This is a genomic window from Sulfuricurvum kujiense DSM 16994 (genome assembly GCF_000183725.1).
In the GTDB taxonomy this organism is placed as follows: domain Bacteria; phylum Campylobacterota; class Campylobacteria; order Campylobacterales; family Sulfurimonadaceae; genus Sulfuricurvum; species Sulfuricurvum kujiense.
In genome coordinates this window covers 2,163,435-2,178,425 of the sequence record NC_014762.1, presented here as the reverse complement: position 1 = coordinate 2,178,425, position 14,991 = coordinate 2,163,435, and the positions used below count along the sequence as shown (strand labels likewise).

General features: G+C 46.8%; 15 protein-coding genes. 10 read left to right on the top strand and 5 right to left on the bottom strand.

Annotated elements, in window-relative coordinates; translation table 11 throughout:
* The first annotated feature begins 80 nt into the window (after positions 1–80).
* From trpS to ccoS, 6 genes are all read left to right on the top strand, one after another.
* Positions 81–1,046 carry a tryptophan--tRNA ligase gene (gene trpS / locus SULKU_RS10830; RefSeq protein ID WP_013461008.1) on the top strand — a complete coding sequence of 322 codons (966 nt, stop codon included), beginning with the start codon at positions 81–83 and terminating at the stop codon, positions 1,044–1,046.
* 10 nt (positions 1,047–1,056) lie between these two features.
* A complete protein-coding gene (locus tag SULKU_RS10825; protein WP_013461007.1) occupies positions 1,057–1,644 on the top strand; it encodes a D-sedoheptulose-7-phosphate isomerase in 588 nt (195 codons plus the stop codon).
* Positions 1,645–2,148: a D-glycero-beta-D-manno-heptose 1,7-bisphosphate 7-phosphatase gene (gene gmhB / locus SULKU_RS10820; RefSeq protein WP_013461006.1), complete on the top strand. Its 504-nt coding sequence runs from the start codon at positions 1,645–1,647 to the stop codon at positions 2,146–2,148.
* Positions 2,148–2,627, top strand: coding sequence for an asparaginase domain-containing protein (locus SULKU_RS10815; protein ID WP_013461005.1), 480 nt, complete (start codon positions 2,148–2,150; stop codon positions 2,625–2,627). Before gmhB ends, SULKU_RS10815 begins: the two co-directional genes overlap by 1 nt.
* Entirely contained in the window at positions 2,620–5,013 is a 2,394-nt protein-coding gene (locus SULKU_RS10810) for a heavy metal translocating P-type ATPase (RefSeq protein ID WP_013461004.1), read from the top strand. The genes SULKU_RS10815 and SULKU_RS10810 overlap by 8 nt, the downstream gene beginning before the upstream one ends.
* A 142-nt stretch (positions 5,014–5,155) precedes the next feature.
* Positions 5,156–5,371, top strand: coding sequence for a cbb3-type cytochrome oxidase assembly protein CcoS (gene ccoS, locus SULKU_RS10805; protein WP_013461003.1), 216 nt, complete (start codon positions 5,156–5,158; stop codon positions 5,369–5,371).
* A 136-nt stretch (positions 5,372–5,507) separates the two neighbouring features.
* On the opposite strand, the gene SULKU_RS10800 is transcribed toward ccoS, so the two are convergent.
* Positions 5,508–5,804, bottom strand: a complete 297-nt coding sequence (locus tag SULKU_RS10800) for a c-type cytochrome (protein WP_013461002.1) — start codon at positions 5,802–5,804, stop codon at positions 5,508–5,510.
* A 123-nt stretch (positions 5,805–5,927) separates the two neighbouring features.
* On the opposite strand from SULKU_RS10800, the gene rfaD reads away from it, so the two are divergent.
* Genes rfaD through SULKU_RS14570 form a run of 3 tightly spaced genes read left to right on the top strand, consistent with a single transcriptional unit; the run spans position 5,928 to position 8,949 of the window.
* Positions 5,928–6,938 carry an ADP-glyceromanno-heptose 6-epimerase gene (gene rfaD, locus SULKU_RS10795; protein WP_013461001.1) on the top strand — a complete coding sequence of 337 codons (1,011 nt, stop codon included), beginning with the start codon at positions 5,928–5,930 and terminating at the stop codon, positions 6,936–6,938.
* The gene (rfaE1, locus tag SULKU_RS10790; RefSeq protein WP_013461000.1) at positions 6,935–8,368 is read left to right on the top strand and encodes a D-glycero-beta-D-manno-heptose-7-phosphate kinase; all 1,434 of its coding nucleotides are present in this window, start codon (positions 6,935–6,937) and stop codon (positions 8,366–8,368) included. The genes rfaD and rfaE1 overlap by 4 nt, the downstream gene beginning before the upstream one ends.
* Positions 8,362–8,949 (top strand): YfaZ family outer membrane protein, encoded by a 588-nt coding sequence (locus tag SULKU_RS14570; protein WP_013460999.1) that lies wholly within the window; start codon positions 8,362–8,364, stop codon positions 8,947–8,949. Before rfaE1 ends, SULKU_RS14570 begins: the two co-directional genes overlap by 7 nt.
* An 81-nt stretch (positions 8,950–9,030) precedes the next feature.
* Here the strand turns inward: SULKU_RS14570 and waaF are convergent, their stop codons facing one another.
* Both waaF and SULKU_RS10775 read right to left on the bottom strand, forming a co-directional pair.
* Positions 9,031–10,020, bottom strand: coding sequence for a lipopolysaccharide heptosyltransferase II (waaF, locus tag SULKU_RS10780; protein WP_013460998.1), 990 nt, complete (start codon positions 10,018–10,020; stop codon positions 9,031–9,033).
* Positions 10,017–11,189, bottom strand: coding sequence for a hypothetical protein (locus tag SULKU_RS10775; protein WP_013460997.1), 1,173 nt, complete (start codon positions 11,187–11,189; stop codon positions 10,017–10,019). Before SULKU_RS10775 ends, waaF begins: the two co-directional genes overlap by 4 nt.
* A 66-nt stretch (positions 11,190–11,255) precedes the next feature.
* On the opposite strand from SULKU_RS10775, the gene SULKU_RS10770 reads away from it, so the two are divergent.
* Positions 11,256–12,227: a glycosyltransferase family 9 protein gene (locus SULKU_RS10770; protein WP_013460996.1), complete on the top strand. Its 972-nt coding sequence runs from the start codon at positions 11,256–11,258 to the stop codon at positions 12,225–12,227.
* On the opposite strand, the gene SULKU_RS10765 is transcribed toward SULKU_RS10770, so the two are convergent.
* Both SULKU_RS10765 and SULKU_RS10760 read right to left on the bottom strand, forming a co-directional pair.
* A complete protein-coding gene (locus SULKU_RS10765) occupies positions 12,187–12,969 on the bottom strand; it encodes a lipopolysaccharide kinase InaA family protein (RefSeq protein ID WP_151174305.1) in 783 nt (260 codons plus the stop codon). The two genes, SULKU_RS10770 and SULKU_RS10765, sit on opposite strands and share 41 nt — an antisense overlap.
* On the bottom strand, positions 12,957–14,891 hold the full coding sequence (locus tag SULKU_RS10760) for an LTA synthase family protein (RefSeq protein ID WP_013460994.1): 1,935 nt from the start codon (positions 14,889–14,891) through the stop codon (positions 12,957–12,959). Before SULKU_RS10760 ends, SULKU_RS10765 begins: the two co-directional genes overlap by 13 nt.
* Between the last annotated feature and the right edge of the window lie 100 nt (positions 14,892–14,991).

Genomic DNA, 14,991 nt, shown 5'->3' with positions numbered 1-14,991 from the left:
CAAAAAATATAGCATATCTTTTCTTAAGAGGAAGCTTAAGAGACTCTGCGGTAAAATATTCTCTATTCAAGGAGATAATTTTGAGAGTATTAACCGGAATTCAGCCATCAGGCGATTTACATATTGGAAACTATTTCGGTTCGATCAAGGCGATGATCGAATCACAAAACGATCATGAAGTATTTGCGTTTATTGCCAATTATCATGCAATGAGTTCACTCAGCGACGGCGAACGGCTCTCACGGCTGACAATGCAGGCGGCGACAGACTTCTTAGCTCTGGGGATGGACCCGCAAAAAAGTACCTTTTGGGTACAGTCGGATGTTAAAGAAGTATTGGAGCTTTATTGGGTATTGTCCGGATTTACGCCGATGGGATTGTTGGAACGGGCACACAGCTATAAAGATAAAGTAGCCAAAGGGATTGCGAGTAATCACAGCCTTTTTTCGTATCCTGTCTTGATGGCGGCCGATATTTTGCTGTTCGGTTCCGAAGTGATTCCGGTCGGAAAAGATCAGATTCAGCACGTCGAGATCGCCCGTGATATCGCGGTGAAATTTAACAATCAATACGGCGATCTATTTGTACTCCCTGAATTTCGTGTCGATGAGAACGTTGCGACCGTTCCGGGGATCGACGGGCAGAAGATGAGCAAAAGCTACGGCAATACGATTCCGATCTTCAGTGAAGAGAAAATCCAGTCGAAAATCATCAAAAAGATCGTAACCGAAGCGGTACCGATGGAAGAGCCTAAAGAGTATGAAAACTGTAACGTTTACAACATCGCGAAACTGTTTTTGGATTACGAAGAGTGTGCGGCGCTGCAGGAGAGGTATAAAAAAGGGGGAGAAGGACACGGCCATTTCAAACTCTATACCCATGACGTAATATGGGAATATTTCCGTCCTTACCGTGAACGAAGAGCCTATTTCGAGGCACATCAGGATGAAGTGAGAGAGATTTTAAATCTCGGTGCGGCCAAAGCGAGTGCAACTGCAGCTCCGATCATCGATAAAGTCCGTTCCGTAACGGGAATACGGTACTAAAAGGGAAAACATGGAACGTTATATTCGAGCGCAGATTGCCGATTCGGCAGCAACCAAACAGGCAATTTTGGAAAATCAGGAGCTGATCAATACGATTATGAATGTGGCCAAAGCGTGTGTAGAGGTCTATCGGCACGGTAAAAAAACTCTTTTAGCCGGAAACGGCGGTTCGGCTGCCGATGCACAGCACATCGCGGCGGAACTGGTGGGGCGTTACGGGTTTGACCGTCCCTCTATCCCTTCGCTTGCGTTGACGACCGATACCTCCAATCTCACCGCCATCGGCAATGATTACGGCTATGACAAAGTGTTCTCCCGCCAGCTTGAGGGGATGGCACAGGAGGGGGATCTGTTTATCGGTATCTCGACATCGGGAAATTCCCAAAATATTATCAATGCATTCGAATCGGCTGCGGATCGAGGTGTGACGACGGTAGCTCTCGTCGGGCGCGACGGCGGAAAAATGGCCGCAATGGCCGATTATGCGATCATCGTCCCCTCAAACGCGACACCGCGGATTCAGGAGTCCCATATTTTGATCGGGCATATTCTCTGCGACATTATCGAAAAAGAGCTTTTCGGCGGCGGAGTTGCATAAGTGAGTAAAGCCCTTTTTCTTGATCGTGATGGTGTAGTGAACGTTGAGAAAAACTACCTCCATAAAATCGAAGACTTCGAACTTCTCGACGGTATTATCGAGGTGTGCCGAACGTATCAGGAGCAGGGATATCTGATTATCATCGTCACCAACCAATCGGGGATTGCCCGCGGCTATTACTCCGAGGATGATTTCGCAATACTCAGCCGGTGGATGATCGGCCATTTCAAAGAACTGGGAATTACGATAAATCGCATCTATCACTGTCCGCATCATGAGAGCATTGACGGTCAGTGCGAATGCCGTAAACCTGAACCGGGGATGTTTTTGCGTGCAAAGGGGGAATATGATCTGGACATGGCTTCTAGCGTTATGATCGGCGATAATGAGCGGGATATCGAAGCTGCGCTCAAAGCGGGCGTCGGACATAATATACTCCTTTCTCATGAAGCCGTCGTTTCACATGCGGACAAAATTATTTACTCTTTGCGGGAGCTGCTTTGATGCTGATCATTAATACCGGCGGTACATTTAACAAACGCTACGATCCTATCAAGGGTGAGCTGTTCGTTCCGAATGACAACCAAGCCGTTGAGTCGATACTCGAATCTTTGGTAATAGATATTTCTCTTCAAGGGGTCATTTACAAAGACTCTTTGGAGATGGATGCTCAAGACCGCACTTTTTTGGGACAAACAATTGCCGCATCGGATGCACAAACGGTTATCGTCATTCACGGCACCGATACGATGGATTTAAGCGCCGCATATATCGATATGCTGGCATTGGATAAGACGGTTGTATTTACGGGCTCTATGGTCCCTTTTAGTATTGATCCGATCGAGGCAACGGCTAATCTCTCTATGGCGATCGGCTATGGACAACATGCCGTGAGAGGTGTTCATATCGTCATGCAAGGTGTAATGAACAGTTTTAAACAGGTCAAAAAAAATAAGTCTGCAGGGAAGTTCGAATATGTCTAAAGTCAAATGCGATCATTGCCATCTGGAGTTCAGTGATGAGGTGATGATACACGACGGTGAATACCGCTTTTGCTGTAACGGGTGCCGTGGGATTTTTCATCTTCTCAAAGACGAAGGGCTGGAGAGTTTTTACAGCAAAATGGGGGATGCGACCCTCTCTCCGCCGACTGAGCAGTTCGAAGCGAGTTCCAACTTTGATACCCCTGCATTTAGTGAACGCTTTGTGACGTTGAGCAAAGAGGGTTTAAATCAGGTTTCGCTGGTTATCGAGGGGATCCATTGTGCGGCGTGCGTATGGCTGAATGAAAAAGCGCTCCATAAAATGGAAGGTGTGATCGAAGCGCATATCAACTACACGAACAATAAAGCCCGAATCACCTGGAATCCTGCCATCGTCAAACTCTCCGCTATCATCGATATGATCCGCGCTATCGGCTATAACGCATTTCCGTACGATGCGTCGCTTCAAGAGGTACGTGCCAACAAAGAACGCAAAGAGTATTATCTGCGGATGGCGGTGGCGACGTTTGCGACGATGAATATGATGTGGATCGCCGTTGCACAGTATGCGGGATATTTCACCGGTATTACCCAAGAGATCAAGACGATTTTGAATGTCGCCGAATGGTTTTTGGCGACCCCCGTCCTTTTTTACAGCGGATGGGTCTTTTACCGCGGGGCTTATTACGGCCTGAAAAATAAATCGGTAACGATGGATTTGCTGGTGGTGACGGGATCAAGCCTTGCGTATCTCTATTCCATCTATATTACGGTATTCGAAAAAGGGGAAGCCTATTTCGATTCGGTAGCGATGATTATCACCTTTGTCCTGTTCGGAAAATTTCTCGAGGTACTCAGCCGTAAAAATGCCGCCGACACGCTTGATGTTATCGGCAAACATATCCCGAGAGAAGTGAGCATTGTCGAGGGAGAAGGGATACGATCTGTTGATGTCAATGAAGTAAAAGAGGGGGATGTCATCGTCATCCGAAGCGGTGAGCGTTCCGCAATTGACGGGGAAGTGATTTCGGGGGAGGGGAGTTTTGATGAGTCCAATCTTACCGGAGAGTCTGAGCCGATTTTCAAGCGTGTAGGGGATAAAATCATTAGTGGCACAACAAGTATCGATGCACTGATACACTACCGTGCGACGAAAGATTTCGCCCACTCGACCCTATCCCATCTCGTCAATCTTTTAGAAAATGCGATGGCGCAAAAGCCCTCCATCGAGCAATTAGCCAATCGGCTTTCACAACACTTCTCATCCACTATTTTGTTTTTAGCCATTGCGACGTTTTGGACGTGGTATTTCTGGCCCCACAGTTTTGACCGTTCATTGATGGTAGGGATTTCGGTTATTATCATCGCCTGTCCGTGTGCGCTGGCACTGGCGACACCGGTAGCGACATTGGTCGGATTGGCGCTGGGGGCAAAACGGGGGATACTTTTTAAATCGGCAGCCCAGATCGAGACGATGGCTAAATCGTCGATGCTCGTTCTGGATAAAACAGGGACCATCACCCAAGGGCGTCCCGAAGTTATTTACGCAACGGTCCATCACCCTTTTGAGAAGGGAGCATTGTATACCCTTGTCTCGTCATCCAAACATCCGATCAGCCGAGGGGTGCTGGAGTATTTGGAACGTACTGAAGAACAGATGGGTACGGCTGCGATCGAAGAGGCCCGTGAGATCCCCGCACGCGGGATGGTAGGGCGTGTCAGCGGAGTGATGATCGCGGGAGGAAATGCCCTATTGATGCAGGAATTAGGGATCGAGGTCGATTCTGCGAGCGATAAGAGCCTCTTTTATTATGCGGTCGATCACCAATTGGTCGCGGTTTATGAGCTGCGCGATCTTCCGAAAGAGAAAGCACGGGAATCGATTGCGGCATTGAAGCGGTTGAATCTCCGGGTCATCATGCTGACGGGGGATCATGAAGCGGCGGCTTTGCGGGTAGCTCATGAGGTCGGGATCGAGGAAGTTCATGCCCATTTAACCCCTGAGGGGAAAGCGGCATTTATCGAGTCGGCACATGCGCAGGGGCATATCGTCGTGATGGCGGGTGACGGGGTTAACGATCTCTTGGCGCTTGCCGGTGCCGATATCGCCATCGCGATGGGTAACGGCAGCGATATCGCCATCGAGGTGAGCGATGTGGTATTAATGAACGATTCACTCACTTCGCTTGCCGAAGCGTTCGCAATCAGCCGTAAAACGTACGGACTGATCAAACAAAACCTCGCCATTTCGCTGGTCTATAATTCGATTACGATCCCGCTTGCGATGATGGGGTATGTTATTCCGCTGATTGCGGCGATTTCAATGTCGTTTAGTTCGCTCCTTGTCGTCGGAAACTCGATGCGGGTGAGATGGTTATATAAATAAAAAATTTCCATTATCCAATACGTAGAGCTGTTCCGAAGGCAGTAGTGCCGAGAGGAACGTAGCGTTTTTGGATCATGGTATGTTCTTTTGGTACTTTTCTGACTAAACAGAAAAGTATGTAAAGTTTACACAAGGAGAAATTATGGATTCATGGGTCATAGCGATGATGCTCGGAGCATCGATCTTTTTGGGCGGTATCGCACTGGCGGCTTTTTTATGGGGAATTAAAAACGGTCAGTTTGACGATGAGACTAAAATGATGAATCAGGTGCAATACGATGACGAGCGTGAGTTAAACGATGCGGCCAATCAGCAGCGTAAACAAGAAGCGGCAAAAAAAGAGTACAGACCGGAATAAAAAAAAAGTAGTTTTAGAAAAGTGAGATAAGCGAAGAAAGAGTGCGGTTTACTGCACGTGAGCTCTCTGATGAAGAGAACTCAGCGTTAGCGTAGCCAAAGGGGGCTTTGCTCCCTTGGCGTTAGAAATCAAATAATTATTTGATTCCAGCGATGTAAGCAGCAACTGCTTTCATATCAGCATCTGACATAGAAGCAACTTGACCTTTCATCAATGCACCCATTCCAGCTTTGTTTTGTGTACCAGCTTTGTATGCTTTCAAAGAAGCTTCGATAGTAGCAGCTGATTGACCTTTTACGATCGCTGATTTACCAAGAGCAGCTTTTTCGAAAGAAGCACCGTGACAGGCAGCACATTTAGCAGTAAGAGCTTTACCGTCAGCAGCCATTAATGATACACCAGCGAACAACATTGCAAGAGCAATTTTTTTCATTTGTTTTCTCCAATAAAAATTTTCGCCGCTATTATAGTCCTATCAATCTTAAATCACTCTAACTGTTTCACCTTTAATGTAGAGTTTGTTACAATATGATACTACCTTTATGAAGGACATTTCATGCGTTACAGCGAAATCAATTTGAATCATAAAACTATTTTGATTACCGGAGGAGCCGGTTTTATCGGTTCCAATCTTGCATTTTATTTTCAGGAAAATTATCCTGACGCTCATGTCGTTGTTTTGGATTTATTCCGTTCAAACTTGACCCTCTCAAACGGCAACCTCAAAAGCTTCGGCCATTTTAAAAATCTTCTCGGTTTTCGAGGAGAGGTAATCAGCGGTGATATCAATGATAAAGAACTTTTGAGTACCCTTTCTCAAAACTATAAATTCGATTATATTTTTCACGAAGCCGCTATTTCGGATACGACGGTGTTGGAACAGGATTTGATGATTCAGACCAACGTCAATGCGTTTAAAGATCTTCTTGATATAGCGGTAGTTCACGGAGCCAATATGATCTATGCATCTTCTGGGGCGACCTACGGCGATGCACCGTCTCCGCAGTGTGTCGGATGTGAAGCACCGCAAAACGTATACGGATTTTCAAAGCTGATGATGGATCATTTGGCACGCCAATATTCTCAAAAATTTGAGAATATTTCTATTGTCGGATTGCGCTATTTCAATGTGTACGGACCGCGTGAATTTTTTAAAAATAAAACGGCATCGATGGTCGTGCAGTTCGGCCATCAGCTCCTCTCCGGAAAAAATCCGAAGCTTTTTGAAAATTCCGACAAAATTTTGCGTGATTTCATCTATATCGAGGATATCATTCAGGCGAATATTCTTGCCATGCACCCGAAGGAAAACGGTGTGTTTAACGTCGGGACGGGAAAAGCGCGCTCTTTTCAATCGATGGTCGATATTCTCCAAAAAGAACTGGGGACATCGTTTACATGCGAGTATATCCCTAACCCTTATGTCGGGCGCTATCAGTTTCATACGGAAGCCGATATTGAATCGACCAAAGCCATATTGGGGTATGCTCCGCGATTTGAGTTTGAAGAGGGGATTGCGGCCTATGTTCCCGAAATCAAACGATTATTCGAACAGGAACTTTCATGAGAAGATTGCATGACTCTCATCCCCGCATTCTCGTCATCGGTGATTTGATGATTGATCACTATCTGTGGGGAGGATGCGAGCGGATTTCGCCCGAAGCCCCGGTGCAGGTCGTGGATATTGCCCGTGAGACAACGGTGCTCGGCGGAGCGGGAAATGTGATAAATAATCTGGTGGCACTCGGTGCGCGAGTCAGCGTCGGTGCTGTCATCGGAGATGATGAAAACGGCGAAGAACTCCTCTCGATGCTCGGCATAATCGGGGTAGGCACTGATGGGCTAATCCGTCAGGCTGGACGCAAGACGTCCAAGAAAAGCCGTATCATCGCATCCAATCAGCAGATTCTCCGTTATGACAAAGAATCCAAAGATTCCATTGCTCCAGAGAGTGAAAATGCGGTCGTTTCGTATGTCGAATCGGTGGTCAAAGAGTGCGATATCGTTATCATCTCCGATTACGGCAAAGGGGTGATCACCGATGCGGTTGCTGGCGGCGTGATTGCGGCTGCAAAGAGTGCGGGGAAAAAAGTACTCGTCGATCCCAAAGGGAAAGATTACCGAAAATACCGCGGTGCCTATCTTTTGACCCCTAATAAGAAAGAAGCTTCCGAAGCGACGGGGATAGCGATCAATGACGATGCAAGTCTGAAAAAAGCTCTTTTGAATCTCAAAGAGACCTGTACGCTGGAATGTTCGATGATCACCCTCTCTGAGGACGGTATTGCCATTTACGATGAGTCTATGCGCCGGTTTCCGACAGTCGCCAAAGAGGTATTCGATGTAACGGGGGCGGGTGATACGGTGATCGCATCGCTTTCGTTCGCCCTTTCATGCGGATTGAGCATCGATGAAGCGGCACCGTTTGCCAATCATGCCGCAGCCGTCGTTGTCGGTAAAATCGGCTCAGCCACCGTAACCCTCTCAGAGATTGAAGCGTATGAATCGAGTCTGCACCAAAGCACCTCGGATATGCATATCAAAACGAAAGACGAGATCTATGCACTGTCTGAGCGTCTCAAAAAAGAGGGAAAAAAGGTCGTATTTACCAACGGCTGTTTCGATATTCTCCATGTGGGACACGTGAAGTATCTCCAAGAGGCAAAAAGCTACGGGGATGTACTGATCGTGGGACTCAATTCGGACAGTTCGGTAAGAGAGCTTAAAGGGCCTACCCGTCCGGTCAATACGGAAGCCGATCGCGCCTATATTTTAGCGGCGCTCGAATCGGTCGATTATGTCGTATTGTTCAGCGAAGAGACACCGCATGATCTGATCAAAAACATTGCCCCCGATATTTTGGTCAAAGGGGGCGATTACGAAGGCAAAGCGGTTGTCGGAGCGGAATTTGCTAAAGAATTGAGACTGGTGCAGTTTGTGGACGGGAAAAGTACCACGGCCACGATAGCACGAATTAACGAAGGAACGACATGCTAAAAAAGATTATCGTATTATTTTTGATGGCTACTTCCGTCTTTGCGGCCCATCAAGTGAGTGTTAACGTCAATGATCAGGAAGTGGGCGGAGAGATCCGTTTGGATATGGGACGTATGGGCAATTCTATGAGCAATGCCTATATCGGCGCCCGCTTTTTAGACGGAGATAAAAACAACTCTAAAACGATTGTTGATCCCGATCCGTTGATGGAGGTATCATTTATGGTGATGCAGCCGGTGCGCGGAGTTTCAGGATTGAAATTGGGGCTTGGGATAAAAGGGGAATTTACCAAAATCGACTCCGAGGGATATACGGCTATTCCGTTGGGCGTAGAAGCGGAGTTGAAACTGCCGTTGAATGCCCCGATCGGATTTTATCTTAACGGTGCTTTTTATTATGCCCCTTCAGCCCTTTGTTTTAAAAAAGGGGACAGCTATACGGAGAGTCGAATCGGTTTGGATATCGAGCCGATAGAGAATGCCCGAATCGGTGTCGGATACCGAAAAATCGATACCGATTTGAAAACACGCAACGTCACCTATAATGACGCGTGGTATTTTGCAATGAGGCTCGATTTTTAATTACATACTTTTCTTTTTCATAAGAAAAGTATCCAAAAGAAAATCACCCTTACAACAAAACGCTGGCGGCACTCCTTCGCACTACTGCGGGCGACCTTGCTTTAGAGTGTTGTAAGTTAGATTTTTGACCGCTTCAATTACTTCTTCCGGTTCGATACTTTTCATACATTCATGGTGTCCTAGAGGACATTCACGCTTCATGCACGGTGCGCATTTCATCTCATGCCGTACAATATAGCTTTTTTCATTCATCCATTGCGACGTTTCTGCGTGGCGCGTCGGACCGAAGATAGCAACGGTCGGTACCTGATAGGCTGCTGCTACGTGCATCGGACCGCTGTCGTTGGTAATGAAGAGATCCAATCCTCCGATAAAGCTGCACAGCTCCTGTATCGACGTTTTTCCGGCGAGGTTGGTAACCTTGATGCCGTTCAGGCGTGATTCGATATCGTTTGCCATCCCCACCTCATTCGGTCCGCCGAAAAGGATGATCTCGTATTTATCGCTGTAGGCTCGGGCGACTTCGGCAAATTTTTCGGGATACCACCGTTTAGCGCTTCCGTAGGTCGCACCGGGGTTGATGCCGAGCATCGGACGATTGTAGCGGTGAGGGGGGATATGAAGGTTTAAATTTCCGATGACAAGCGGGATAGGGCTCAAACTTTGGGAAATATCGCGATACTGCTCTACCAGATGGGAAGGGTGAGAAGGGTTGATACTGTGAGTGAGGAGTAGTCGTGAATGCCAACTGCGTCGACCCGCGGTGAGGGGAGTACCGCTCCAAAAGAGCAAAAGGGATGAGTGGACCTGATTACGAAACGTAATCGCCATATCATGGACACCCAGCTCTTTGGCGAACCGGTAAGTGTTAGCGAACCGGTTTCCCCCTTTTTTCGTTTCATCGACGTAATGGCGTACACATCGCGGGTGGTATTTGAGCGCTTCGATGCTGACATACGAGCCGACAAGGGTAAGTTCGGCATCGGGATAGACACTGCAAAGAGCTTCGAGTGCGGGGGTAGCCATGAGGGCGTCTCCGAGCCAGTTGGGAAGAATGACGAGTATTTTCACGATGAAGCCTTATAGGTGTAGATCGGAGCGGAGTCGAGACTCCACGAGATGTGTAATTCACCTCTGCAGGTGGAGCAGACGAGCAGATATTCATCGGAACGTTCAGAAAAACGGACAAACCGTGCATCATTTAAATGCTTTAGCATTATTTTATACCCTTCGAAAGCGCTTCGTTTTCGGATACCCTCGCGGTTGTCGATCAATCCGTATCCCGGAGCGATCAGCTGATGCCAATAGACACTGTTTACTTTTTGGGAGGCAAAGGCGAGAAGATGATACCGAACCATGTACGAGGCATAGTCCTCTTCGCTCACGCACTCAAATTCGCTGGTCGGGGCATAAGGGGCGGTATTTTGGATCGGCCAGTTCGTTTCGGTGATGATCAGCTCGTTGGCGGTTTTCGGGCTCAGTCGGATCAGAGAGTACAGAAAATTGATTTTATCCAGAAGATTCAATCCCATCTGGGTATTTTCAGGTTCCCCCCGACGGTCGACATACAGAAGAGATCCTATCGCATCGAAGTGTATGCGTGAGAGATTAAAGAGGGTATGAGCCGTGAAATGAAATTCGAAATCGATCACGTTGGAGCCGATCAGTTTCAGATGAGGGAAGCGGCTTTTTTTCAGCGCATAGGCAACGGCATAAAAATCCAAATATTCGTTAACACTGAAAAATCCCCATTTTGCGCGGTTGATCGTGGAGCCGATGATATAGGTATCGCAAATCCCCTCCAGCGCTTCGAAAATTTGGGTAAAGTGGTCTTGGCATAAAGAGGGGGACGTGATGTGCTCACGATCCTGCAATAAGGCTACCGTGATGTGCTTTCCTGAGAAACTGCGGATAAACGTGACATACTCATGCAGGCGGTCCATCTCCCAAAGAGGGAGACGGATCAGGAGCTTTTTGACGTTCAGCTCATTTAGCAGATAGGGGGTTGTATTGGGTTCTTTGTCCAGATTGACCCCAATACCGAAAAAGTCTTCTCCGTCGATTCTGTGCCGTCCTATGAACGGCATCAGAAAAAATGCAAGAGGGAGGGTGAGAAGGGCGATTAAAAACGTTTTGATCAGTGAGGGGAGTGCATCACGGCGCATGGCACGCTTGAATGCTTTATCTTTGATAATAGCGGGCTGATCGGAATAATGGTCCCAGGCAAACGGTGCTTTCATTCGGCAATTGTACCGTTTTCTTACCTTCAATCAGGTAAAATGGGTGCTTAAGAACGAGGAGATAGTATGAACATTTTAGTGGTGCGTAACGACAAGCTTGGGGACTTTATTACGGCGCTTCCGACATTGTATGTTCTCAAGCACCATAATCCCTCTAACCGTATTATCGCTCTGGTCGCTCCCTTAAATGCCAAACTGGCACAATCGTGCGATTTTATCGATGAGGTGATTGTCGATTCAAGCGATGACATCCTCGAATTGGCGTTTAAAATAAAAGAGGCGAAAATCGATGCCTCGATCACGCTTTTTTCCAATACCCGTGTGGCTCTGGCACAATGGATCGCCCGTATCCCGCTCCGTATCGCCCCCGCTACCAAAATCGCGCAAATTTTTTACAACCGCCGAATCACGCAGCGCCGAAGCGAGGTTAAGATGGCGGAATTCGAATACAATTTGGAACTCGCGCGAGCGCTCTTTTCAGATATCAGCCTCAATTTTCCGAAGCCTCTATTGCGCTATGAAGGTGTGGAGGAAGTTTACCGTGAGTTTTGCGCTGAATTTGGCATTACCAAACCTGTCGTCGCGTTCCATCCGGGCTTCGGCGGATCATCCGATGCCAACTGGACGATTGATGAATACATCGAACTGGTCCGTATTGCCGAGAGTTTTGAAAATATCGATATCGTGATGACGTTCGGTCCCGATGAGGAAAAACTCTATAAAGAGGCCAAAGCGTTACTGGGTGAGAGCAGGGTGAAACTGTACCGTTCACGCGGGAGCGTCGTTGACTTTGCAAAGCTTTTGAGCAGTTTTAAACTGTTTATAAGTACCTCGACGGGAACCTACCATCTGGCAAGCGCGGTAGGGTGCGAGACTTTTACCTTCTTTGCCGATACCCTTTTCGCCTCCGCTTCCCGCTGGAAAAGCATCGGAGAGAAACAGCATCATTTTATGATTCCGCTCGAATCTGAGGGGAGAAACGCGATGTTCGAGATGGTTAAGCGGGAGCTGAAAAATCGCCTTTCAGCACTTTCTTGAGCCGTTTTTTAAAATTTTTGACCCGCTTGTTCGCGTCATTATGACGTTTCATCTCACGTATAGCGACGCTTTCATCCAATCCGCTTAAACGGGCGTATTCGCGTCCCATAATTTCGATATCTTCATCCCTGGCCCAGAGTTTATTAAAATTCTCACACCCCTCTAAAGGGGTGATTTCCCGAAACGCCATCCGATTAATATCGACAATGGAAAACCGATATCCCTCTTCCATACGCTGTACCAGAATATTGCCCGGAGAATAATCGAGGTGCCATACCCCTTTTGTATGCAAATCGTAAGTATAGGCGGCGAATTGACGCAAAATATCGGAATAATCGCTGCATTTATGGTGGAGCGCTTCGCGGATTGTAAAATCGTATGGTGAATAGAGGCTGATAAAATAGCTGTTTTTCAACAAATCGGCACTGTAAAACTCGATGTAAGAGACCGGCATCGGAGTCGATATTTCAAGATTAATGAGACGCAGCGCGTTGTGGTAGGATTTGTACGCTTTGGTTTTGCGAAAAAAGGAATAGACGACACGATTAATCGGATGGGGAATCTGGAAGGATTTAACGACCATTTTCTGCTCATCCAATGTAATGATTTTAAGCTCGTTGCGTGCTTTGTGGATACTTTGCGTGTCGTTTTCGAAGATCGTTTTGATATCTACGAAAAAAGGGGTCAAGTGGGCATATTGAGGCTGGTATTCGCTTTTCATCATCATGTTCAGTGCGCCCATTTATTTTTCTTTAGCAAACCGGCTTCCGCGGTATCCACCGCAAAAAGTTCTTTTTGGAGTTTTTGCGTATCGTGTTTCGTGGCATTGCTTTCGACAACCGTTTTGAAATTGTATTTAATATATCCTTCTTTACCGATATAGCCGATCAAGTCACCGGCGTAGAAGTAGACAAAACGGTTTTTGACGGACGGGTCGAAGAGAGAATTCCCCATGACGCTAAAGGGTTGATTAAACCCTAACAAATCAAGTATTGAGGGGAAGATATCGTTTTGGGAACCCAGTGTTTTGATCTCTTGCGGCTTAAAGATTTTCGGTGCATAAATTACCAGCGGTATTCTGAAATGCTCAATTGAGGGGAGAGGTTTATCGTTTGGACGGAGCGCTTTACCGATCGGGCACAGGGCATCTCCGGTTCCGTGGTCGGCCGTAAAGATGAAAATCGTATTATCAAACCACGGTTCCTTTTTGACACTTTCCATAAAGCGCTCTATCGCGTTGTCCGCATAGAGGTAGGTATTTAATGATCCGTTGTAGTTTCTCAAATCCGGCGGATAACGTTCAAATTTTTTAGAAGGGAGATGAAAATCGCTGTGATTGGTCGAGGTAAAAGTAAATGCGATAAACGGTTTTTTCTCACTGTTTAGTTTTTGATGTAAAAAATGAAACAGGTTGTAATCATACGTTCCCGTTTTCGGCGCACGCCCCGCCTCGACGGTTTCGACGTTCGGCATATCTTCGGCACCGTAATATTCATCAAACCCTGCCAAATGGCTAACCGCATCTACCCGATACGAGCGGCGGTTCGAACCTTGCATCGCGATCGTTTTATAGCCGTTTTCTTTGGCGATTTTCCCTAAATAGCTGAGATTTGAAAGCTCCAACCCGCTTCCGAGATAATCAAATCCGCCCGGGAGGGTGACACCGGTATATATTGAGGTGATCCCGTAGATTGAACGGTATCCGTTAGCGTAAAAATTGGTAAATTTAAGACTCTCATTGCTCAGTTTTTTGAAATACGGGGTTACATTTAGCTCTTTGTAACGGGTAAATCCGTCGATATGCTCCGCACCCCATGATTCCAGCAATACGATCACGATATTGTAACGGGGCTTTGGTTTGGACTCAAAGGCACGGGAAAGAGGTACCTCTTGGCTGTCAAAGCGGGCATTGTCACTCTGCAAAAGATTTTGTGTTATGAGAATCGATTCGTTTAAATCGGAGAGCTGATGATGTCCCCCCTTTTTGGATGAGGCGGTACGATACACGCAAAAGAAGCCGTTTAGGGCCAAATTTCCCGAACTCACTTTATTGACGGCGTAGGCATCGGACAAACCGAACGATTTGTGACTGAAGGAGTTTCGAATCCCTATGAACAGAACAAGGATGAGCACGATCAGTCCCAGCCAGCTTTTGGCACTGACTTTCTCATGTTGGAGCGGGGCACTGAAAATTTTGTAAAAAAGAATGGACAAAATGACGAAAAAGATCGAAGCGCCGATCGTATAGAAAAGATAGGAACCGAAAGCCATCTCTACGATAATATTGGTATCGTTTGCCAGAGCAAAAAGTTCATTGGAGATGTGGCGGTGGATAAAATCGTAATAGAGGACGTCGCTGAACGAGATAAGAAGTATGGTGCTTAGCACGGTGCTCCAAACCATCCCCATTCCGATACGAAAACGGCGTTTATGAACCCATTTAACCGGAAAGGCGAGTAAAAGGATAATAAGCGATAAGAACGTAAAGAGGGTGATGATATCTACCCTGAAACCCATGATAAAAGAGCCGATTAACTCAAAAAAAGTTAAATCTGAAAAGTCTTCGGAATACATCCTCCATAAAGTGATTCGGGGGATCATCATGGCGATAAGGCTTATGAGCAGGGCAGCGATTATTTGGGTATAGCGGGAGTAAAATTTCAACAAAAATCCTTGATTATTCTGTGACGAGATGAAGTTGAGCCGAATAAAGGAAATATTGTATCATTTTCTGATCAAACCTTTGATAAAGAGGGGTCTGCTC

Excerpts from the sequence above, each read along its gene's own strand:
- SULKU_RS10825 (WP_013461007.1), top strand. The coding sequence starts at position 1,057 with ATGGAACGTTATATTCGAGCGCAGATTGCCGATTCGGCAGCAACCAAA.
- SULKU_RS10815 (WP_013461005.1), top strand. The coding sequence starts at position 2,148 with ATGCTGATCATTAATACCGGCGGTACATTTAACAAACGCTACGATCCT.
- SULKU_RS10810 (WP_013461004.1), top strand. The coding sequence starts at position 2,620 with ATGTCTAAAGTCAAATGCGATCATTGCCATCTGGAGTTCAGTGATGAG.
- ccoS (WP_013461003.1), top strand. The coding sequence starts at position 5,156 with ATGGATTCATGGGTCATAGCGATGATGCTCGGAGCATCGATCTTTTTG.
- SULKU_RS10800 (WP_013461002.1), bottom strand. The coding sequence starts at position 5,804 with ATGAAAAAAATTGCTCTTGCAATGTTGTTCGCTGGTGTATCATTAATG.
- rfaD (WP_013461001.1), top strand. The coding sequence starts at position 5,928 with ATGCGTTACAGCGAAATCAATTTGAATCATAAAACTATTTTGATTACC.
- rfaE1 (WP_013461000.1), top strand. The coding sequence starts at position 6,935 with ATGAGAAGATTGCATGACTCTCATCCCCGCATTCTCGTCATCGGTGAT.
- SULKU_RS14570 (WP_013460999.1), top strand. The coding sequence starts at position 8,362 with ATGCTAAAAAAGATTATCGTATTATTTTTGATGGCTACTTCCGTCTTT.
- SULKU_RS10775 (WP_013460997.1), bottom strand. The coding sequence starts at position 11,189 with ATGAAAGCACCGTTTGCCTGGGACCATTATTCCGATCAGCCCGCTATT.
- SULKU_RS10770 (WP_013460996.1), top strand. The coding sequence starts at position 11,256 with ATGAACATTTTAGTGGTGCGTAACGACAAGCTTGGGGACTTTATTACG.
- SULKU_RS10765 (WP_151174305.1), bottom strand. The coding sequence starts at position 12,969 with ATGGGCGCACTGAACATGATGATGAAAAGCGAATACCAGCCTCAATAT.